Source organism: Streptomyces sp. NPDC058812, assembly GCF_042744565.1.
Taxonomy (GTDB): Bacteria; Actinomycetota; Actinomycetes; order Streptomycetales; family Streptomycetaceae; genus Streptomyces; species Streptomyces thinghirensis.
The window spans coordinates 70,958-91,059 of record NZ_JBHYOB010000011.1 but is presented as its reverse complement, the minus strand read 5'-3'; the positions used below and the strand labels follow the sequence as shown (position 1 = coordinate 91,059).

Sequence of the window (20,102 nt, the reverse complement as noted above, 5' to 3'; positions counted from 1 at the left end):
CTCCTGGACCATGACCCGCCGGGAACTGGCCCGCTGGGCGCGGCAGCCGGTCGCGGTGGTCGTCAATCTGGTCTTCCCGGTGATGCTGCTGCTGATGTTCGGCTACCTGGTCGGCGGCGGCCGGGGCGTCAGCGGCGACTACCTCGACTACCTGATGCCCGGGATGCTGGCCCTCACCATGGCCTTCGGCCTGGAGGGCACGATGGTCGCCGTCACCCGGGACGTCGACAAGGGCGTCGTCGACCGCTTCCGTTCCCTGCCGATGGCCAACGGAGCGGTGCTGGTGGGCCGTTCGGCCGCCGACATGCTCCAGTCGGCGCTCGGCCTCACGGTGCTGATCGCCGTAGGGTACGCGCTCGGCTGGCGGGCGCAGGGCGGCCCCGGCGCCTTCCTGGGGGCGGTGGGCCTGCTGCTGCTCTTCCGGTTCGCGATGCTGTGGATCGGCATCTTCCTGGCGCTGGTGGCCGGAAAGCCGGAGCTGGTCCAGGCGGTGCAGATCCTGGTCTGGCCGGTCGGCTTCCTCTCCAACGCCTTCGCCACGCCGGAGGCCATGCCCGGCTGGCTCGGCACGGTCGTCCAGTACAACCCCATGTCCCAGACCGCCACGGCCGTACGCGACCTGTTCGGCGGCCCCGGCGGCGAGCCCGGCCACGTCTGGGCGGCCGTCGCCTGGCCGCTGGCCCTGCTCGCGGTGTTCTTCCCACTGGCGGTACGGCGGTTCGCGCGCCTCAGCCGCTGAGAGGGGGCTCGGGCGAGCCCTAGTGGTGGAAAGCGGTCGCCGCGCCCTTGTCACCGGTCAGCGGGCGCGGCTGCCGGCGCAGGGCGGGCAGCAGCCGCTCCAACTCCTCCACCAGCAGGTCGGCCATGTCGGCCGAGAAGCCGTTGCGGCACACCACGCGCAGCACGGACAGGTCCTCGCGGTGCGGCGGGAAGGTGTACGCGGGCACCAGCCAGCCGCCCTCCCGCAGCCGCCGGGAGACGTCGAACACGTCGTACGCCGTCACGTCGTCGGCCGTCGTGAAGGCGAACACCGGCAGCTGGTCGCCGCGCGTGAGCAGCCGGAAGTCGCCGAGCGCCGCCACCCGCGCGGCGAGCCCCCGCGCGATGTCCCGCGAGGCCTGCTGCACCGCCCGGTAGCCCTCGCGGCCCAGCCGCAGGAAGGTGTAGTACTGCGCGACCACCTGAGCGCCGGGCCGGGAGAAGTTCAGCGCGAAGGTCGGCATGTCGCCGCCCAGGTAGTTGACCCGGAAGACCAGCTCCTCGGGCAGCGCGTCCGTGTCCCGCCACAGCGCCCAGCCGACGCCGGGGTAGACGAGGCCGTACTTGTGCCCCGAGGTGTTGATGGAGGCGACCCTCGGCAGCCGGAAGTCCCACACCAGGTCCTCGTCGAGGAAGGGCGCGACCATGGCACCGGAGGCCCCGTCGACGTGCACCGGGACGTCCAGACCGGTCCGTTCCTGGAGCGCGTCCAGGGCCGCGCACAGGTCGGCGACCGGCTCGTAGGACCCGTCGAAGGTGGAGCCGAGGATGCCGACGACCCCGATGGTGTTCTCGTCGCACAGCTCGGCGGCGGCCTGCGGGTCGAGGTGGAAGCGGTCGCCCTCCATCGGCACCTGCCGGGCCTCGACCTCCCAGAAGTTGCAGAACTTGTCCCAGCAGACCTGGACGTTCACGCCCATGACGAGATTGGGCCGCACATCCTTCGCCGGGTACCGGTCGGCGTTGCGGAGCGCCCACCGCCGCTTCAGCGCCATCCCGGCCAGCATGCACGCCTCGCTCGATCCGGTCGTCGAACAGCCCACCACCGCCGACGGGTCGGGCGCGTGCCACAGGTCGGCGAGCATCGCCACGCAGCGCCGCTCCAGCTCGGCGGTGCGCGGATACTCGTCCTTGTCGATCATGTTCTTGTCCCGGCACTCGCTCATCAGCACCCCGGCCTGCGGCTCCATCCAGGTGGTGACGAAGGTGGCCAGGTTCAGCCGCGCGTTGCCGTCCAGCATCAGCTCGTCGTGGACCAGCCGGTACGCCGTCTCCGGGGGCAGCGGGGAGTCGGGGAGCCGGTGGACCGGCGGCGCCTCGGTCATGCCGCCGAGCGGGTTCGTAGCGCCGTGGAACGGGTTGACGGCGAGCCGGCGCCGGTCACGGTCGTCGTCGTGGGACGCGTGGGGGCCCTGGTGCAGTGGCATGCAGTCGACGGTAGGTCCGGGGCCCGGACCCCGCACTCGGGCTTGCACCTCACGTCACGTGAGGCGGCAGCGTGGAGGGCGTCAGAGGAAGGAGCGGAAGTGAGCTACTCCGTAGGACAGGTCGCCGGCTTCGCCGGAGTGACGGTGCGCACCCTGCACCACTACGACGACATCGGCCTGCTCGTACCCAGCGAGCGCAGCCACGCGGGCCACCGGCGCTACAGCGACGCCGACCTCGACCGGCTGCAGCAGATCCTGTTCTACCGGGAGCTGGGCTTCCCGCTCGACGAGGTCGCCGCCCTGCTCGATGACCCGGCCGCGGACCCGCGCGCGCACCTGCGCCGCCAGCACGAGCTGCTGACCGCCCGGATCGAGAAGCTGGAGAAGATGGCGGCGGCCGTGGAGCAGGCCATGGAGGCACGCAGCATGGGCATCAACCTCACGCCCGAGGAGAAGTTCGAGGTCTTCGGCGACTTCGACCCCGACCAGTACCAGGAGGAGGTCCGGGAACGCTGGGGCGACACCGACGCCTACCGCCAGTCGCGGCAGAAGACCGCCTCGTACACCAAGGAGGACTGGCAGCGCGTCCAGAACGAGGCCGACGAGCTGACCCGGCGCTTCGTCGCCCTGATGGAGGCCGGTGAGCCCGCCGACTCCGAGGCGGCCATGGACGCCGCCGAGGACCACCGGCAGGGGATCGCCCGCAACCACTACGACTGCGGGTACGAGATGCACACCTGCCTGGGCGAGATGTACGTATCGGACGAACGTTTCACGCGAAACATCGACGCCGCGGGGCCGGGCCTCGCCGCCTACATGCGCGACGCGATCCTCGCGAACGCCGCCCGGCACACCCCCTGAGCGGTGGTCGTGGCCCGGGTCTCACTCCCGGGCCACGACCACCGCCGTCCCGTACGCGCACACCTCGGTGCCCACGTCCGCCGCCTCCGTCACGTCGAAGCGGAACGCCAGCACCGCGTTGGCCCCACGCGCGCGTGCCTGCTCGACGAGGCGGTCCATGGCCTGGTTGCGGGTCTCGACCAGCGTCTTGGTGAGACCGCGCAGCTCACCGCCGATCATCGACTTCAGTCCGGCACCGATCTGGCTCCCCAGGTGCCGGGAGCGCACGGTCAGTCCGAAAACCTCCCCCAGCACTTCCTGCACGCGATGGCCCGGCAGGTCGTTCGTGGTCACGACGAGCACCTCGGGCTGAGGACCCTGTCCGCCGCCGTATTCTTCAATACCCATGGTTCTCAGGTTTCCCCGGGGGACGTCACAGTGCACCCCCAGGACTCCCGTGGAACCTGGAACGCCACGGCTGCGTTATACGTTTGGGCAGCCAGGTCCCAGCCCGCCTCCCCCCAGCAGCAGGAGCCACAATCCCGTGACCACCCTTGCGCTCGGCCCCGAGTGGCTCAGCCCGGACTATCTGATCGAGACCTTCGCTCTGCCCGGCATCCTGCTCATCGTCTTCGCCGAGTCCGGCCTCTTCGCGTTCCTGCCCGGCGACTCGCTGCTGTTCACCGCGGGCCTCTTCGTCGCCCAGGGCGAGTACATCAGCCAGCCGCTGTGGCTGGTGTGCACCCTGATCGTGCTGGCCGCCGTCATCGGCGACCAAGTGGGCTACATGATCGGCAAGTTCCTCGGTCCCAAGCTCTTCAATCGCCCCAACTCCAAGCTCTTCAAACAGGAGAACCTGGACAAGGCCCACGAGTTCATGGAGAAGTACGGTCCCAAGGCGATCGTCCTGGCCCGCTTCGTGCCGATCGTGCGCACCTTCGCCCCCATCGTGGCGGGCGCCGGCCGCATGAAGTACCGCACCTTCCTGACGTACAACATCGTCGGCGGCGTGGCCTGGGGCTCGGGCGTCACCCTCGCGGGCTACTGGCTCGGCCAGATCGAGTTCATCCGGACCAACGTCGAGCCGATCCTCGTCCTGATCGTCGTGCTCTCCGTCGTCCCGATCGCCATCGAGTACCTCCGCGAACGCGGCAAGAAGAAGCGCGCCGCCGCCGAGCCGCAGCCGACGCCGGTGCGGCAGCAGTACCAGCAGCCCCCGTACCCGGTCATGGACGACGCCACGACCCAGCTCCGCAGGGTGGACCCGTACCCGCCCCAGCCGCAGCAGCAGTCGTACGACCAGAGTTACGGCAACCAGCCCTACGGCCAGCAGCAGCCGTACGCGCAGCAGTACCCGCAGGGACACGGTCAGCAGCCGTACGGCGACCAGCAGGGCGGGCAGTCCCCCTACAACCAGGGGTACTGAGGTTCCTTGCCCGTAGGCACCCGACGCTAGAACCCCCGCGTCCGCTTCGCCGCCCGGCGCCCCGCCGCACTCGCGGCGCCGGGCACCTTCAGGAACAGCCGCGAGATCTCCCCACCGAGGTTCACCCCGATGGCGATGGCCATGGCGAGCGCCACGGCCGTCGACAGGGACACGAGCCCCTTGTCGACCTCGCTCTGCGCGATCGCCAGCAGCCCGAAGTACGTCGCCGAACCGGGCAGCAGCGGCCCGATCGCCGCGGTCGTGTACGGCAGCGCCGAAGCGAACCGGTACCGGGACATCAGCTGCCCGAACAGGCCCACCAGCCCCGCCGCGGCGGCCGTGGACGCCACCGGCGAGATGTCACCGGCGATGTGCATCGCGCCGTACACGCTCCAGGCGACGCCCCCGTTGAGGGTGACCGCCAGCACGGTGGATCGTTCCTGCTGGAGCAGGATCGCGAAGGCCAGCGACAGCAGCATCGACGCGCCGATCTGGACGAGCGGCTCGTCGCCCGTGCCCAGCTGGGCGTCCGGATTGAGCTTGGCGCCCAGCTGGACGCCGAAGTACAGCACGATCAGCACCCCGGCGACGATGCTGACGAAGAAGTACATGACCTCCAGCAGACGTGCCGACGCGGTGATGTAGAAGCCGGTCAGCCCGTCCTGCACCCCCGCCACCAGCGCCCGCCCCGGAAGCAGCGCGAACAGGCCACCGGTGATGACCGCCGACGCCTTCACGTCGACGTGGACCAGCGTCAGCGCGATACCCATCGCGGCCGGCGGCATCGCGGCCACCGCGAACTGGTAGAACTCCGGCAGCCCGCGCCCGGCGCACAGCCAGGCCAGCCGGTCGCCGAGCATCGAGCCCAGCATGGCCGCGACGAAAACGGTCAGCCCACCGCCGACGAGCACGGATGCCGCGCCCGCGAGCAGCCCGCTCGCCGTGGTCAGCACCCAGGTGGGGTACGGGTGCCGGTTGCGGCGCATCTCCGCGAGGCGGCGGTAGGCCTCCTCCAGGGAGATGTTCGTGTCCGGGTCGCTGAGGTCGTCCACGAGGTGGAAGACGGCCGCGAGCCGCGTGTAGTCGGTGCCCCGGCGGCGGACCGTCCGCGAGGCCGTGACCGGGTCCTCGACCAGGGACGGCTGGTGGGAGATCGACAGCAGGGTGAAGGTGACGTTCGGCTCGCAGCGGTCCAGGCCGTAGGACCGGCAGACGGCGAACATCGCCGCCTCCACGTCCTCGGCGCCCTCACCGCCCGCCAGCAGCAGCTCCCCGATACGCAGGGTCAGGTCGAGCACGCGCGGGACGGCGGGGCCGGTGTCGTCGTCGTGCCGCTGCGCCGTCTCGGGCGCGGGCCGCTCGGCCACCGGCATGCGCAGCATCGCGCGCATCCGGTCCTGCCAGGGCACGTCCGTCAGGCTCACCGCCGGGAAGCCGCTCGCCGGGGTGAAGGTGGTCGGTGCGGTCCACGCGCTGTACGTGCTCGGTGTGGTGAACGCCGACCCCTCGACGTCCGCGGGCGGGGCGGACGGCACGTCCAGTCCCTCCGGCAGTGAGAACTCCGAGGTCGTCTCGGACTCCGTGCCTGCGTTCCGCGGGACGGCCAGGCCCTGCGGGATCTCGAACTCGGACGTCGTCGACGACTCGCCGTCGATCGGCGCCGCCACTGAGCCGGGCGGCCGGAAGGCACTGTGGGCCTCGTCCGACTGCGGCTTGCGGTCCTCCGCCTCTATCACCTGCGCAACGCTCCCTGGTCCGTACACACCCTCCTGCCTGTAGCCCTCAGTATGCGCAGCCAAACGTGAACGGGCCGCACGCGTCACGCGTGCGGCCCGTTACGGCAGCGGCCTGATCAGTGATCAGTGACCGCCCTGGTCCTTGAAGCGCTTGTAGGACCGCTCGATCTCGGCCTCGGCCTCGGTGCGGCCCACCCAGTCGGCGCCCTCGACGGACTTGCCGGGCTCCAGGTCCTTGTAGACCTCGAAGAAGTGCTGGATCTCCAGGCGGTCGAACTCCGACACGTGGTGGATGTCACGCAGGTGCTCCACGCGCGGGTCGGTCGACGGCACGCACAGCAGCTTGTCGTCGCCGCCGGCCTCGTCCGTCATCCGGAACATGCCGATCGCGCGGCAGCGGATGAGGCAGCCCGGGAAGGTCGGCTCGTCCAGGATGACCAGCGCGTCCAGCGGGTCGCCGTCCTCGCCGAGGGTGTTCTCGACGAAGCCGTAGTCGGTCGGGTAGGCGGTCGAGGTGAAGAGGCGGCGGTCCAGGCGGATACGACCGGTCTCGTGGTCCACCTCGTACTTGTTCCGCGAACCCTTCGGGATCTCGATCGTGACGTCGAACTCCACCGGACGCTCCTCCATGATCAGCACATAGTTCTGGTGATTAAGTGTCCCTCACGCAGGTGTGTGATCGCGAAAGGGGCTGGTGATAGTGCCAGAGCTGAGGCCTTGGCGGGCCGCGAGACCGCACGTGGTGCGCGCCGCGGGCGCCGTACGTCCGCGTCTGGCACGCGCCGCGCGGGCCGCGAAACCGCGGGTCGCGCGGTTCGCGCGGGCCACGACACCGCAGCTCGCCCGGGTCACGAGGCCGAAGACCTGGCAGTACACCGCCGGTGCCGCCACCGCCGGGCTGGCTCTCGCCGCCGGTGTGGTGACCGCCGCCGGCCCCTGGGACTCCACGGGTCAGCGTACGGCCGAGCGGGACCGGGCCGTCGCCCTGGAGCGCACGGGTGGCGTAGATCACGGCCGCGGATCCGGGGGGTCCGGTACGACGTCCGGGGCTCCCCGCCCCGCGCCCAGTGCCGACTCCGTCCTGGCGGGACTCGGCGACGCCTCCGGCGGAGTACCGGGCGGGGCCAAGGCGGCGCCGGGCGCCAGGGCACTCGCGGACGTCCTCGGGCCCCTCCTCGACGACCCGGCGCTCGGTACCCGCCGAGGGGCGGCCGTCGTCGACCTCACCACCGGCAAGCGGCTGTACGGCCTCGGCACCGACGCGCCCCTCACCCCTGCCTCCACCACCAAGATCGCCACCGCCGTCGCCGCCCTCACCGCCCTCGGCCCCGACCACCGCCTCACCACCCGCACCGCCCTGGAGGCCGACACCGGCGAACTCGTCCTGGTCGGCGGCGGCGATCCCACCCTCACCGCGCGCGAGGACGCCCGCGGCCTCGCGAGCCTGCGCACCCTCGCCGGGAAGACCGCCACCGCCCTGAAGAAGCGGGACGTGCGCAAGGTGACGCTGTCCTACGACACGACGCTCTACGCCGGTACGGAGATGCACCCGATCGGGGTCAACGAGAACCTCGCCCGCGTCACCGCCCTGATGGCCGACGAGGCCCGCACGGACGACTCGACCAGCGGCCCCGCCCCGCGCGTGCCCGACCCGGCCGCCGACGCCGCCCGCGCCTTCGCCGGCTTCCTGAAGCGGCACGGCATCACCGCGTCGCCCCCCGGCCCCTCCAAGGCGACCGACCGCGCCGACACCCTCGCCACCGTCTCCTCGCCCCCGCTGGCGTCCCTGGTCGAGCGGATGCTGACCAACAGCGACAACGACCTCGCCGAGGCACTCGCCCGCCACACCGCCCTGGCGACCGGCGAGGCCGCCGACTTCGACGGGGTCTCCGCCGCCGTTCCGGCCCGCCTGAAGCAGCTGGGCCTGCCGGTGCGCGGCACCCGCTTCCACGACGGCAGCGGCCTGGACCGCACCGACCGGATCACCGCCGACCTGCTCACCGCCCTGCTGGCCAAGGCCGCCGACCCGGACCGGCCCGAGCTCCGCCCCGTCCTCACCGGCCTCCCCGTCGCCGGCTTCACCGGCACGCTGACCAGCCGCTACACGGACGGCGCGGCCGGCCTCGTACGCGCCAAGACGGGCACCCTGACGGGCGTCAACACCCTCGCCGGCACCATGGTCACCGAAGAGGGCCGCCTCCTGGGCTTCGCCTTCCTGGCCTCCGAGACGACGGACGCGTGGTCGGCCCAGAGCGCCTTGGACCGCTTGGCGACGACCCTGGCATCCGGGCCCGCCTAGGGCCTGTCTGACAATTCCCGCCTGCCTCGCGACGCCATGCACGCGCTCTCGCCGCACCGGGCGCAGAGCCAAGTACATCCAGTACGAGGCTCTACGCCCGGCACTCCCCCAGCCTCCGGCCGGGGGGACCCCCAGAGCACGCACCTGACGCCGCGAGGCTGCCCTTCGGGCGACGACGCGAATTGTCAGACAGGCCCTGGCTGCGGGCAGTCGTGCCTCCCCCAGTGCCTGAACGGCCTGGGAGGTACCCCCAGGGGCGGCACGGGTGGGCGGTGGGGGCACCTCCCGCTCGAGCGAAGCCGAGAGTGGGGGAGGCACCCCGCAACGCCGGGCCGCGCACCCCCCGGCCCGCACCCCACCGCCCGCCACAGCCTGCCCCCAGCGCCAGCGCTCACGTACCGTTGACGCATGACGAGCATCGGCGCATCTTCCGGCATGGTCGACTGGAATCTCGCGGTGGCGACCGCGACCCGGCTCGTACGGCCGGGCCCCGAAGTGAGCCGCGACGAGGCCAGGGCCGTCGTCGCGGAACTTCGCCGCCATGCCAAAGTCTCGGAGGAACACGTCCGGGGCTTCACTCGTATGGCCACCGAGGAGGCCCACGACACCCCCGTCCTCGTCGTCGACCGCCCCGGCTGGGCCCGGGCGAACGTCGCCGGGTTCCGGGAGATCCTCAAGCCCCTGCTGGAGAAGATGCAGGAGCGGCGCGGCAACAGCGCGGGCAACGCGGTCCTCGGCGCCGTCGGCGGCAAGGTCACCGGCGTGGAGCTGGGCATGCTGCTGTCGTTCCTGTCCTCGCGCGTCCTCGGCCAGTACGAGACCTTCGCCCCGGCCACCCGCGAACTCCCCGCCGGTGCGAACGGCGGCGGCCGGCTGCTGCTCGTCGCGCCGAACATCGTGCACGTGGAGCGGGAACTCGACGTCGAGCCCCACGACTTCCGCCTGTGGGTCTGCCTGCACGAGGAGACGCACCGCACGCAGTTCACGGCGGTGCCCTGGCTGCGCGACCACCTGGAGGGCGAAATCCAGTCGTTCCTCGCGGAGACCGACGTCGACCCCATGACCGTGCTGGAGCGGGTCCGCGAGGCCGCCCAGACGCTCGCCGGGGGCCGCCCCGAGGCCGAGGAGGACGACGGCGGCCGGTCGCTGGTGGAGCTGGTGCAGACTCCGGCCCAGCGGGAGGTCCTCGGCCGGCTCACCGCCGTGATGTCCCTCCTGGAGGGCCACGCCGACTTCGTGATGGACGGCGTCGGCCCGGCGGTCGTGCCGAGCGTCGGGGAGATCCGCGAGAAGTTCCAGCAGCGCCGTGCCAAGGGTGCCTCCCGCCTCGACCTGGCGCTGCGCAAGCTGCTCGGCCTGGACGCCAAGCTCCGCCAGTACCGGGACGGCGAACGCTTCGTACGGGCCGTCGTCGACGAGTGCGGCATGGACGGCTTCAACCGCGTCTGGACCTCGCCCAACACCCTCCCCACCAAGTCGGAGATCGCCAAACCGGCGGACTGGATCGCGCGGGTGCACCGCAAGCCGGAGTCGTGAGCCCCGCGGGCGGGGCGTGAACGAATCCGGCCGACGGCAGTCGAACGCCCCTCCAATCACCCGTCCGAGGGACCGTGAGCCCTCGACAGGCGTGCGATGCTCGGGGAACGGCCCGTTTCTGTCACCATCTACACACTCTGAGTGACCGAATCTCGGGCTCACCCCCCGACAACTTCATGAAGGGCACCGGACATGGGTCCCCATCCTGCGGTCGCGGCGATACGCCTGGCGGTCCGCCGCGTCCTCCACGACATCCTCACCGAACTGAACACCACGGCCGGCGTCCCCGCCGCGACGGCCGCCGACCGCGTGCCGGACCGCGAGGCCGGACTCCCGGCGTCTCCCCTCGTGCTCGTGGCCTGCTCCGGCGGCGCCGACTCCATGGCACTCGCCTCCGCCCTCGCCTTCGAGGCTCCCCGGCTCGGTATCCGCGCCGGCGGCGTCACCGTCGACCACGGCCTGCAGAACGGCTCGGACCTGCGCGCCGAAGAGGTCGTCCTGCGCCTGCGCGAACTCGGCCTGGACCCCGTCGAGGCCACCGCCGTGACCGTCGGCCGCGGGGGCGGGCCCGAAGCCGCCGCCCGCGACGCCCGCTATGCCGCCCTGGACGCCGCCGCGGCCCGCCACGGCGCCGCCGCCGTCCTGCTCGGCCACACCCGCGACGACCAGGCCGAGACCGTCCTGCTGGGCCTCGCCCGCGGCTCCGGCATCCGCTCCCTGTCGGGCATGGCCGCGGTCTCGGGGGCCGACGGCCGTTACCGCCGCCCCTTCCTCCAGGTCGACCGGCAGACCGCCCGCAAGGCCTGCATGGTCCAGTCCCTGCCCGTCTGGGACGACCCGCACAACGCCGACCCGGCGTACACCCGCTCCCGGCTGCGCCACGAGGGCCTGCCCGCCCTGGAGAAGGCGCTCGGCAAGGGCGTCGTCGAGGCCCTCGCCCGTACGGCGCAACTCTCCCGGGACGACGCCGACGCCCTCGACACCTGGGCCCGCCAGGCCGAGGCCGGCGTCCGCGACGCGCGGGGCATGCTGGAGTGCGCCAAGCTCTACGCCCTCCCGCCCGCCGTACGCCGCAGGATCCTGCGCCGCGCCGCCATCGAGGCCGGTGCCCCCGCGGGTGCGCTGTTCGCCCGCCACATCGAGGAAATCGACCGGCTGATCACCGGCTGGCGCGGTCAGGGGGCCATCAACCTCCCCGGCAAAGTCGTAGCCCAGCGGCAGGGTGGCAGACTGGTGATTCGGCAAGGCTGAATCCGGACCCTCCCACCGATCCGCGTACGGATCGCCGGGGTGCTCCGGAGTGGCCGGTGGGACGACCGAAAGTGATGCGGGTGGACGCGAACGACATGGGTGCCGACCTCGAGAAGGTACTCATCACCAAGGAAGAGATCGACGCGAAGCTGGCCGAGCTGGCCGCGAAGATCGACGCGGAGTACGCGGGCAAGGACCTGCTCATCGTCGGCGTCCTCAAGGGCGCCGTGATGGTCATGGCCGACCTCGCCCGGTCGCTGTCCACCCCTGTCACGATGGACTGGATGGCGGTGTCCTCGTACGGCGCGGGCACCCAGTCCTCCGGCGTGGTGCGGATCCTCAAGGACCTCGACACCGACATCAAGGGCAGGCACGTCCTGATCGTCGAGGACATCATCGACTCCGGCCTGACCCTGTCCTGGCTGATCTCCAACCTCGGCTCGCGCGAGCCCGCCTCCCTCAAGGTGTGCACGCTGCTGCGCAAGCCGGACGCCGCGAAGGTCGCCATCGACGTGGAGTGGGTCGGTTTCGACATCCCCAACGAGTTCGTCGTCGGCTACGGCCTCGACTACGCCGAGAAGTACCGCAACCTCCCGTTCGTCGGTACGCTCGCGCCCCACGTCTACGGCGGCTGACACGGCCTCGTAGCGGGCCCCACGGCGTTTCGGGGGGTGACCGGGAACCCCGGAGGCCCCCGCGCCGTTGGAGCATGCAGACGGGAAGCCAGCGGTCCCGTGCGGCTGAGGGCCGCCGGGCTGGGGTACCGTCAGAAGAACTGTCTTATCAAACTCACTATGGCAGGAGGGACGGGGCGGCACCGCTCCGTGTGGATGGACGTGAAGCGATACTTCCGTGGGCCAATCATGTGGATCGTGCTGGCCGTCCTTGCCGTGGTCGTGTTGATGCAGGTCGTCGGCTCGTCCGGCGGCTACAAGACGGTGGACACTGGCCAGGTCGTCCAGGCGATCAACGACAACAGGGTCGAGTCGGCCAAGCTGACCACCGGCGACGAGCAGAACATCAAGGTTCAGCTCAAGGACGGCGAAAAGGTCGAGGGCAGCTCGAAGATCCAGGCGAGCTACATCGGCGACCAGGGCGTGACCCTCGCCAGCACGCTGCAGAACAAGTACCAGGACAAGCAGATCCCCGACGGCTACACGGTGTCGCCGTCGAAGCAGAACCCGTTCGTCGGGCTCCTGATCACCCTGCTTCCGTTCGTCCTCATCGTGGTCATCTTCCTGTTCCTGATGAACCAGATGCAGGGCGGCGGCTCCCGCGTCATGAACTTCGGCAAGTCCAAGGCGAAGCTCATCACCAAGGACACCCCGAAGACGACGTTCTCGGACGTCGCCGGTTCGGACGAGGCCGTCGAGGAGCTCCACGAGATCAAGGAGTTCCTCCAGGAACCGGCCAAGTTCCAGGCCGTCGGCGCCAAGATCCCCAAGGGCGTGCTGCTGTACGGCCCGCCCGGCACCGGCAAGACCCTGCTCGCGCGTGCCGTCGCGGGCGAGGCGGGCGTGCCGTTCTACTCGATCTCCGGTTCCGACTTCGTCGAGATGTTCGTCGGTGTCGGTGCCTCCCGAGTCCGCGACCTGTTCGAGCAGGCCAAGGCGAACGCGCCCGCCATCGTCTTCGTCGACGAGATCGACGCGGTCGGCCGCCACCGCGGCGCCGGCCTCGGCGGCGGTCACGACGAGCGTGAGCAGACCCTGAACCAGCTGCTCGTCGAGATGGACGGCTTCGACGTGAAGGGCGGCGTGATCCTCATCGCCGCCACGAACCGGCCCGACATCCTCGACCCGGCGCTGCTGCGCCCCGGCCGTTTCGACCGGCAGATCGCCGTCGACCGTCCGGACATGCAGGGCCGTCTGGAGATCCTCAAGGTTCACCAGAAGGGCAAGCCGGTCGCTCCCGACGTCGACCTGTCGGCCGTCGCCCGCCGTACGCCCGGCATGACCGGTGCCGATCTGGCCAACGTGCTGAACGAGGCCGCCCTGCTGACGGCCCGCAGCGACCAGAAGCTGATCGACAACCACATGCTGGACGAGGCGATCGACCGTGTGGTCGCGGGCCCGCAGAAGCGGACCCGGATCATGTCGGACAAGGAGAAGAAGATCACCGCGTACCACGAGGGCGGTCACGCCCTGGTCGCGGCGGCCTCACCGAACTCCGATCCGGTCCACAAGATCACGATCCTGTCGAGAGGCCGGGCCCTCGGTTACACGATGGTGCTCCCGGACGAGGACAAGTACTCGACCACGCGCAACGAGATGCTCGACCAGCTCGCCTACATGCTGGGCGGCCGCGCGGCCGAGGAACTGGTCTTCCACGACCCGACGACGGGTGCCGCCAACGACATCGAGAAGGCCACCAGCGTGGCCCGCGCGATGGTCACTCAGTACGGCATGACCGAGCGTCTCGGCGCGATCAAGTTCGGCGGCGACAACAGCGAGCCGTTCCTGGGCCGTGAGATGGCTCACCAGCGCGACTACTCGGAAGAGGTCGCCGCGCTGGTCGACGAAGAGGTCAAGAAGCTCATCGAGACGGCGCACAACGAGGCCTGGGAGATCCTGGTCGAGAACCGCGACGTCCTCGACAACCTCGTCCTCGCCCTGCTGGAGAAGGAGACGCTCGGCAAGGAGGAGATCGCCGAGGTCTTCGCCCAGATCGTCAAGCGCCCGGCCCGGCCCGCCTGGACCGGCTCCTCCCGCCGCACGCCCTCGACCCGTCCGCCGGTGCTCTCCCCGAAGGAGCTCGCCCTGACGAACGGAGCGAACGGCGCGCCGGCGGCGATCTCCACCGCCAAGAGCACCACGCCGGAGCCGGCCCCGGCTCCGGAACGAGCCCCGGAGGACCGCCCGGAGAGCTGACCCAGCCACTCCCGGCGGCCCCACCAGGCCCGGAATGTATGCCGACCGCAGGACAGGAACGAGGCACCAGATGACCGACCCCGTGACGCTGGACGGCGAGGGCCAGATCGGCGAGTTCGACGAGAAGCGGGCCGAGAACGCCGTACGCGAACTGCTGATCGCGGTCGGCGAGGACCCGGACCGCGAGGGTCTGAGGGAGACGCCGGCGCGCGTGGCGCGGGCGTACAAGGAGATTTTCGCCGGGCTGTGGCAGGAGCCCGGGGACGTGCTGACGACGACGTTCGACCTCGGGCACGACGAGATGGTCCTGGTGAAGGACATCGAGGTGTTCTCGACCTGTGAGCATCACCTGGTGCCGTTCCGCGGCGTGGCGCACGTCGGCTACATCCCGTCCACCAACGGAAAGATCACCGGTCTGTCCAAGCTGGCGCGTCTCGTGGACGTCTACGCCCGCCGCCCGCAGGTGCAGGAACGTCTCACCACGCAGATCGCGGACTCCCTGATGGAGATCCTGGAGCCGCGCGGCGTGATCGTCGTCGTGGAGTGCGAGCACATGTGCATGTCGATGCGCGGCATTCGCAAGCCCGGCGCGAAGACCCTGACGTCGGCGGTGCGCGGACAGCTGCGTGACGTCGCCACGCGCAACGAGGCGATGAGCCTGATAATGGCGCGCTGACGCCGTCGGCGCCGATGCCCGGCGGATACCACGCGGGCGTCGGCGCGGCGGCGGGTCAGGCCGCCGTGGCCGCGCCCGGGTGGTCGTCGTCCTCGTCCTCCGGGAGCTTGCAGACGCGCTCCAGGAAGATCGCGGCCGCTATCACGCCGATGCCCGCCACGACCGAGAAGCCGGCGTAGATGGCCTGGTCGCGGCGGGCCGGGATGTCGAGGTACTCCAGCAGGAAGGCGCCCGTGCCGCCGTACATACCGGCGACGAGGGCGGCCACCAGGGCGCTGGCCTGGCCGAAGACGACCGCACGGGCCGCCATCATCGGGTCGACGCCCTTGGCGTCCGGGACGCGGTCCCGCTGGGCCTTCAGGCGCGCGCGGATCGACAGGGCCGTCGCCAGCAGGATCACGGCGATCAGCGCGAGAACCACGGGGGCGGCCAGGGGGACGCTCGGGAGAGTCCCGATCGAGTTCCACAGACGGGCGCCCGCCCAGGACAGGATCCCGGCCACGACGAACACGCCGGCCAGCACCCTGATGCGCAACTCTTTCACGGTCTCCCGGTGTCCCTTCGGTTCCCCTGCGTGGTCGTCCGACCCTGTCGACCTTAACGACTACTCGGGCAGCCGGAGTTCCAGATCGGCGCGGGGCGCGACGCCGTCCCTGGTGACGGAGTCCAGGAGGTCGGCGACCGGGCCGTGTCCCGGCAGCTGGGCCCCGGGGTCCACGTCGTGCCAGGGGGCGAGCACGAAGGCGCGTTCGTGGGCGCGCGGGTGGGGCAGGGTGAGCTGCGGATCGTCGGAGACGACCTCGGCGTAGGCGACGATGTCGACGTCGAGGGTGCGCGGGCCCCAGCGCTCGTCGCGGACGCGGTGGAAGGCCTCCTCCACGGCGTGCGCCCGCTCCAGCAGGGAGGACGGGGGCAGGGTGGTCTTGAGGATCACGACCGCGTTGAAGTACGACGGCTGGCTGTCGGGGTCGACGCCCCACGGTTCCGTCTCGTACACCGGCGAGACCCCTTTGACCCGCACGCCCGGGGTGTCCTCCAGGGCGTCGATGGCGCCCTGGAGGGTCTCCAGGCGGTTGCCGAGGTTGGCGCCGAGGGCGATCACCGCGCGCTTGGGGTTGGACAGCGTGGTGTCGGCGGCGTCGACCTGCTCGATGACGGAGGCCGGCACCGGCTGTACGGTCGGGTCGCTGGGACCCTTGGTGAAGGGGGCGCTCATACACGGCTCCGGGTGATGGTGACGGTCACGTCGTCGAAGGGGACGGTGATCGGAGCGTCCGGCTTGTGGACGCGGACCTCGACCTCCTCGACCCCTTCGTGTTTCAGGCAGACCTGGGCGATGCGCTCGGCGAGCGTCTCGACCAGGTTGACGGGCTCGCCCTCGACCACGGCCACGACCTCCTCGGCCACGATGCCGTAGTGCACGGTCTTCGCCAGGTCGTCGTCGGCCGCGGCCGGTCGGGTGTCCAGGCCAAGGACGATGTCCACGAGGAAGGTCTGGCCGTCCTCGCGCTCCTTGGGGAACACACCGTGGTGCCCGCGGGCCCTCAGGCCGCGCAGCGCGACACGATCCACGCGAATCACTCCTGCAGTCGTCGGTCTCGGCCGGTCCGTACCACGTGCGGGTGGTACGCCGACCTCAGTCGAATCTACCCGCGGACACCGACAGTGCCGGGCCACGGGGGGTGTGGGGCCGGGTGGAGGCCAGGAGGTTTCACCGTGCGTTCTCCCTGGCGGTCCCGGTGGATCACGGGCTGGTAGCCGCCCATACCCGCCGGTCCGTGATTCCAACCACTTCTTGGTTCCCTCGGTCAGGAAGGAGTGGCCTCACCCTCCTCGTCCTCCGTCTCGGCCATCACGGGGGAGGCGTGGTGCGACCAGAGTTTCCAGCCGGAGGGCGTGCGCCGGAACGCGTTGGTGGCGACCACGAGCTGGCCCACGAGCGGACCGAGCTCGTCGCCGCCCTCGGGGGCGGGACCGCCGCTGAGGATGTTCTCGGTGCAGGTCACCAGGGCGGTGTCCCCGGTCACGGAGACGTGCACGTCGGTGAGGAAGAACTGGATGTAGTCGGTGTTCGCCATGATCAGCGCGTAGGAGCGGAGGACCTCGCCGCGGCCGGTGAGCACCGGCCAGCCGGGGTGCACGCAGGAGACCACGCCGGCGTCGGCCGGGTCGTGGTACGACTCGTCGACGCCCAGGTCGGACGGGGTGAGCCAGAACTCGGACACCTTCTCGAAATCGCCCTGCTCCAGCGCCTCGTAGAAGGCGGTGTTGGCGGCCTCGACCTGCTCCACGTCGATGTGCGGCGCGTTCACCGGGCTCCTTCCGGGCCGCTGCCCGCCGTCCGGGCCCCTTCGACGGCGCGCGCGACCCGTACGGCGTCGGCGGTGGCGCGCACCTCGTGCACGCGTACGGCCCACGCGCCGGCGTGCGCCGCGAGTGCGGAGACGGCGGCGGTGGCCGCGTCGCGCTCGCGTGCGGGCGGCGGGGCGGCCCCCGGTCCGGCGAGGACCCGCCCGAGGAACCGCTTGCGGGAGGCGGCGACGAGCAGCGGGTGGCCGAGGCCGTGGAGGCGGTCGAGGTGGGCCAGCAGCACCAGGTCGTGCTCGGCGTCCTTGGAGAAGCCGAGGCCGGGGTCGACGACGACGCGGTCGGGCGAGACGCCGCCCTCGACGACCGCCTCCACGCGCGCGTGCAGCTCGTCCACGACCTCGGCGACGACGTCCTCGTAGGTGCCCCTGACGTTGCCGCCCTCCAGGAGGCCGCGCCAGTGCATGACGACGAAGGGGGCGGCGGCATCGGCGACGACCGGGATCATCCGGGGGTCGGCGAGGCCGCCGCTGACGTCGTTGACGAGGGCGGCGCCCGCCGCGAGGGCCTGTTCGGCGACCGAGGCGCGCATCGTGTCGACGGAGATCGTGACGCCCTCGGAGGCCAGGCCGCGCACGACCGGGACCACCCGCCTCAGCTCCTCGTCCTCGTCCACGCGGGTCGCGCCGGGACGGGTGGACTCGCCGCCGACGTCCACCAGGTCGGCGCCCTCGGCGACCAGGTCGAGGCCGTGCTTGATGGCGGCCGTGGTGTCGAAGAAGCGACCGCCGTCGGAGAAGGAGTCGGGGGTCACGTTGACGACCCCCATGACCGCGCAGCGGTCCCATGCGGTCAGTCCCGCCAGGTGGCGGCGGCCGGTCTGCTTGCTCATGTGTTCAGCGTAGGCCCCGCAGGTGGTGGCCTTCCCGTGCGGCCCGGCAAAGCCCCGGCCCGGGCGCCCCGGCCCGGTCCGGCCCGTCCGAGCCGAGGACACGGCCCCTCACGCCGTCCGGGCGTCCTGCTCCACCACCCGGTGGGTGCACGGGCGGCGCGTGGTGGTGCGGCGGCGCAGGAAGCGGGGGAGGGGCGGGGCGAGGGTGACGAAGCCCTCGGCCTGCATGGCGGCGAAGCCGATGCGGGGGAGGTCGGCGGAGGCGCGGTAGACCACGAAACGGGGCTCCCACCGGGGGCGGAACTTGGCGTTGAACTTGTACAGGGACTCGATCTGGAACCACCGGGAGAGGAACACCAGCAGTCCGCGCCAGGCACGCAGCACCGGCCCCGCGCCGATCTTCTCGCCCCGGGCGAGCGCCGCGCGGAACATGGCGAAGTTCAGCGAGACCCGCGCGATGCCGAGCTTCGGGGCGGCCTGGAGCGCGGCCACGATCAGCAGCTCGTTCATGCCGGGGTCGGCCGAGCGGTCGCGGCGCATCAGGTCGAGCGACACCCCGTCGGTGCCCCACGGCACGAAGTGCAGGATCGCCTTCAGGTCGCCGTACTCGCCGGGCTCGGCGTCCTGCTTGTGCGCGGTGGCTATCAGGCAGTCCCCGTCGGAGGGGTCGCCGATGCGGCCCAGAGCCATGGAGAAGCCCCGCTCGGTGTCGGTGCCGCGCCAGTCGTCGGCGGCCCGGCGGACGCGGTCCAGTTCGGCGTCGCCGAGGTCAGCCACGCGCCGTACCCGGGTCTCGTAACCGGCGCGCTCGATGCGCTTGACCATCTGGCGCACGTTGCGCATCGCGCGGCCGGCGAGGGAGAAATCCGCGACATCCACCACCGCCTCGTCGCCCAGTTCGAGGGCGTCGAGCCCGGTCTCGCGGGTCCACACCTCGCCGCCGGTCTCGGAGCAGCCCATGACGGCGGGCGTCCAGGAGTGGGCGCGCGCCTCGTCCATGAAGCGTTCGATGGCGCCGGGCCAGGCCTCGACGTCGCCGATCGGGTCGCCGCTGGCCAGCATCACGCCGGAGACGACGCGGTAGGTGACGGCGGCCTTGCCGCTGGGGGAGAAGACGACGGCCTTGTCCCGGCGCAGCGCGAAGTGGCCGAGGGAGTCCCGGCCGCCGTGCCTGGCCAGCAGGGCGCGCAGGCGGGCCTCGTCGTCCTCGGTGAGGCGGGCGGCGGGGTGTTCGGGGCGGAAGGCCAGGTAGATGGTGGTGATGGCGGTGAGCAGGCCGAGGGCGCCGAGGGAGAACGCGACCGTCCAGGAGGTGTTGCCCCAGTAGTCGACCGGGCCCTCGACGCCGAACAGGCCGTACAGGACGTGGGTGATGCGGTCGGCCAGGCTCGGGTCGCCGATCATGCGGTGCGGGTGGGCGTTGACGACGACGAGGCCGAGGGCGAGGGAACCGGCGCCCATGAGTACGAAGTTGGCGAGCGCCCGCCACCGGCTGCGCGGGTCGGGCAGCGCCGTGAACTGGTCCCGGTGCCGCAGCAGGGGGAGGAGCAGTGCGAGGGAGATCAGCACCCCGACGAGGGAGTGCCGGTAGGTGAACTGCGCGACGGCGCCGAGCGGCAGCAGGGCCACGGCCGCCCGCCACGCCCGGCGCTTACGGCGCTTGAGTCCGTGGGCGAGCAGCAGCAACAGCACCCCGGCGCTGAGCGAGAGCGCCGCCGCGAACGGGCCGAACGCGCCGGGCAGTACCTCGGCGAGGGCGTGCATACGGCTGTGCCGGAACCGCGGGAAGACGCCGGCGGCGATGTCCAGCAGGCCCACGAGCGCGCAGGCGCGGCCGACGAGGAGGGGCACGGTCTCCGGGCGAGGGCCGCGCAGCACCCGGCGTACGCTCGTGGGTTTCGTCGGAACCCCACCCGACATTTCCTCATCTGTCCTGACAGACATCGCACCCGTAGTTCTGCGAGAGACCTTGGATCCGGGCCCGTTTCGGGCATCCGGCGACATTGCGCCCTCTAGGACGGTGTCTTGGCGGGAGAGGTTCATTCCCCCCGTCGGAAACCCCGGAGGGTGCGCAGGGGCGGTG

At 71.4% G+C, this 20,102-nt stretch carries 19 protein-coding genes; 9 read left to right on the top strand and 10 right to left on the bottom strand.

Going from position 1 to position 20,102, the window contains the following annotated elements; genetic code table 11:
- Nucleotides 1-10: 10 nt before the first annotated feature.
- The gene (locus ACFW48_RS23255) at nucleotides 11-739 is read left to right on the top strand and encodes an ABC transporter permease (RefSeq protein ID WP_386317725.1); all 729 of its coding nucleotides are present in this window, start codon (nucleotides 11-13) and stop codon (nucleotides 737-739) included.
- 19 nt (nucleotides 740-758) lie between these two features.
- Here the strand turns inward: ACFW48_RS23255 and ACFW48_RS23250 are convergent, their stop codons facing one another.
- Nucleotides 759-2,186: a glutamate decarboxylase gene (locus ACFW48_RS23250; RefSeq protein WP_386317492.1), complete on the bottom strand. Its 1,428-nt coding sequence runs from the start codon at nucleotides 2,184-2,186 to the stop codon at nucleotides 759-761.
- Between the two features lie 99 nt (nucleotides 2,187-2,285).
- Between ACFW48_RS23250 and ACFW48_RS23245 the strand changes: the two genes are divergently transcribed.
- Nucleotides 2,286-3,047: a MerR family transcriptional regulator gene (locus tag ACFW48_RS23245; protein WP_386317490.1), complete on the top strand. Its 762-nt coding sequence runs from the start codon at nucleotides 2,286-2,288 to the stop codon at nucleotides 3,045-3,047.
- A gap of 21 nt (nucleotides 3,048-3,068) precedes the next feature.
- Here the strand turns inward: ACFW48_RS23245 and ACFW48_RS23240 are convergent, their stop codons facing one another.
- On the bottom strand, nucleotides 3,069-3,434 hold the full coding sequence (locus ACFW48_RS23240) for a YbjQ family protein (RefSeq protein ID WP_055418637.1): 366 nt from the start codon (nucleotides 3,432-3,434) through the stop codon (nucleotides 3,069-3,071).
- Nucleotides 3,435-3,570: 136 nt separating this feature from the next.
- Between ACFW48_RS23240 and ACFW48_RS23235 the strand changes: the two genes are divergently transcribed.
- On the top strand, nucleotides 3,571-4,452 hold the full coding sequence (locus tag ACFW48_RS23235) for a DedA family protein (protein ID WP_386317489.1): 882 nt from the start codon (nucleotides 3,571-3,573) through the stop codon (nucleotides 4,450-4,452).
- A gap of 26 nt (nucleotides 4,453-4,478) precedes the next feature.
- Here the strand turns inward: ACFW48_RS23235 and ACFW48_RS23230 are convergent, their stop codons facing one another.
- Entirely contained in the window at nucleotides 4,479-6,188 is a 1,710-nt protein-coding gene (locus ACFW48_RS23230; RefSeq protein WP_386317487.1) for a threonine/serine exporter family protein, read from the bottom strand.
- Between the two features lie 123 nt (nucleotides 6,189-6,311).
- Nucleotides 6,312-6,803, bottom strand: coding sequence for an inorganic diphosphatase (locus ACFW48_RS23225; RefSeq protein WP_003975424.1), 492 nt, complete (start codon nucleotides 6,801-6,803; stop codon nucleotides 6,312-6,314).
- Nucleotides 6,804-6,882: 79 nt separating this feature from the next.
- On the opposite strand from ACFW48_RS23225, the gene dacB reads away from it, so the two are divergent.
- From dacB to folE, 6 genes are all read left to right on the top strand, one after another.
- Nucleotides 6,883-8,487, top strand: a complete 1,605-nt coding sequence (dacB, locus tag ACFW48_RS23220; RefSeq protein WP_386317486.1) for a D-alanyl-D-alanine carboxypeptidase/D-alanyl-D-alanine-endopeptidase — start codon at nucleotides 6,883-6,885, stop codon at nucleotides 8,485-8,487.
- Nucleotides 8,488-8,895: 408 nt separating this feature from the next.
- A complete protein-coding gene (locus tag ACFW48_RS23215) occupies nucleotides 8,896-10,023 on the top strand; it encodes a zinc-dependent metalloprotease (protein ID WP_386317484.1) in 1,128 nt (375 codons plus the stop codon).
- A 192-nt stretch (nucleotides 10,024-10,215) separates the two neighbouring features.
- Nucleotides 10,216-11,274, top strand: coding sequence for a tRNA lysidine(34) synthetase TilS (gene tilS, locus ACFW48_RS23210; protein ID WP_386317482.1), 1,059 nt, complete (start codon nucleotides 10,216-10,218; stop codon nucleotides 11,272-11,274).
- A 95-nt stretch (nucleotides 11,275-11,369) separates the two neighbouring features.
- On the top strand, nucleotides 11,370-11,909 hold the full coding sequence (gene hpt, locus ACFW48_RS23205) for a hypoxanthine phosphoribosyltransferase (RefSeq protein ID WP_238696629.1): 540 nt from the start codon (nucleotides 11,370-11,372) through the stop codon (nucleotides 11,907-11,909).
- 195 nt (nucleotides 11,910-12,104) lie between these two features.
- Complete coding sequence (gene ftsH / locus ACFW48_RS23200) at nucleotides 12,105-14,144, top strand: ATP-dependent zinc metalloprotease FtsH (protein ID WP_386317722.1); 2,040 nt, start codon at nucleotides 12,105-12,107, stop codon at nucleotides 14,142-14,144.
- Nucleotides 14,145-14,214: 70 nt separating this feature from the next.
- A complete protein-coding gene (gene folE, locus ACFW48_RS23195) occupies nucleotides 14,215-14,820 on the top strand; it encodes a GTP cyclohydrolase I FolE (RefSeq protein WP_310871992.1) in 606 nt (201 codons plus the stop codon).
- Between the two features lie 55 nt (nucleotides 14,821-14,875).
- Here folE and ACFW48_RS23190 read toward each other — a convergent pair whose 3' ends face one another.
- From ACFW48_RS23190 to ACFW48_RS23165, 6 genes are all read right to left on the bottom strand, one after another.
- Nucleotides 14,876-15,364 carry a DUF3180 domain-containing protein gene (locus tag ACFW48_RS23190; RefSeq protein WP_386317481.1) on the bottom strand — a complete coding sequence of 163 codons (489 nt, stop codon included), beginning with the start codon at nucleotides 15,362-15,364 and terminating at the stop codon, nucleotides 14,876-14,878.
- A gap of 60 nt (nucleotides 15,365-15,424) precedes the next feature.
- On the bottom strand, nucleotides 15,425-16,036 hold the full coding sequence (gene folK / locus ACFW48_RS23185) for a 2-amino-4-hydroxy-6-hydroxymethyldihydropteridine diphosphokinase (protein WP_386317479.1): 612 nt from the start codon (nucleotides 16,034-16,036) through the stop codon (nucleotides 15,425-15,427).
- Entirely contained in the window at nucleotides 16,033-16,392 is a 360-nt protein-coding gene (folB, locus tag ACFW48_RS23180; RefSeq protein WP_386317477.1) for a dihydroneopterin aldolase, read from the bottom strand. Before folB ends, folK begins: the two co-directional genes overlap by 4 nt.
- 236 nt (nucleotides 16,393-16,628) lie before the next feature.
- Nucleotides 16,629-17,132 carry a nuclear transport factor 2 family protein gene (locus ACFW48_RS23175; protein WP_386317475.1) on the bottom strand — a complete coding sequence of 168 codons (504 nt, stop codon included), beginning with the start codon at nucleotides 17,130-17,132 and terminating at the stop codon, nucleotides 16,629-16,631.
- The gene (gene folP, locus ACFW48_RS23170) at nucleotides 17,129-18,019 is read right to left on the bottom strand and encodes a dihydropteroate synthase (RefSeq protein ID WP_386317473.1); all 891 of its coding nucleotides are present in this window, start codon (nucleotides 18,017-18,019) and stop codon (nucleotides 17,129-17,131) included. Before folP ends, ACFW48_RS23175 begins: the two co-directional genes overlap by 4 nt.
- A gap of 108 nt (nucleotides 18,020-18,127) precedes the next feature.
- On the bottom strand, nucleotides 18,128-19,939 hold the full coding sequence (locus ACFW48_RS23165) for a phosphatidylglycerol lysyltransferase domain-containing protein (RefSeq protein WP_386317471.1): 1,812 nt from the start codon (nucleotides 19,937-19,939) through the stop codon (nucleotides 18,128-18,130).
- Nucleotides 19,940-20,102 lie beyond the last annotated feature (163 nt).

Coding starts and splice junctions, on each gene's coding strand:
- ACFW48_RS23255 (WP_386317725.1), top strand. CDS start 11: ATGACCCGCCGGGAACTGGCCCGCTGGGCGCGGCAGCCGGTCGCGGTG.
- ACFW48_RS23250 (WP_386317492.1), bottom strand. CDS start 2,186: ATGCCACTGCACCAGGGCCCCCACGCGTCCCACGACGACGACCGTGAC.
- ACFW48_RS23240 (WP_055418637.1), bottom strand. CDS start 3,434: ATGGGTATTGAAGAATACGGCGGCGGACAGGGTCCTCAGCCCGAGGTG.
- ACFW48_RS23215 (WP_386317484.1), top strand. CDS start 8,896: ATGACGAGCATCGGCGCATCTTCCGGCATGGTCGACTGGAATCTCGCG.
- tilS (WP_386317482.1), top strand. CDS start 10,216: ATGGGTCCCCATCCTGCGGTCGCGGCGATACGCCTGGCGGTCCGCCGC.
- hpt (WP_238696629.1), top strand. CDS start 11,370: ATGGGTGCCGACCTCGAGAAGGTACTCATCACCAAGGAAGAGATCGAC.
- ftsH (WP_386317722.1), top strand. CDS start 12,105: ATGGACGTGAAGCGATACTTCCGTGGGCCAATCATGTGGATCGTGCTG.
- folE (WP_310871992.1), top strand. CDS start 14,215: ATGACCGACCCCGTGACGCTGGACGGCGAGGGCCAGATCGGCGAGTTC.
- folK (WP_386317479.1), bottom strand. CDS start 16,036: ATGAGCGCCCCCTTCACCAAGGGTCCCAGCGACCCGACCGTACAGCCG.
- folP (WP_386317473.1), bottom strand. CDS start 18,019: ATGAGCAAGCAGACCGGCCGCCGCCACCTGGCGGGACTGACCGCATGG.
- ACFW48_RS23165 (WP_386317471.1), bottom strand. CDS start 19,939: ATGTCGGGTGGGGTTCCGACGAAACCCACGAGCGTACGCCGGGTGCTG.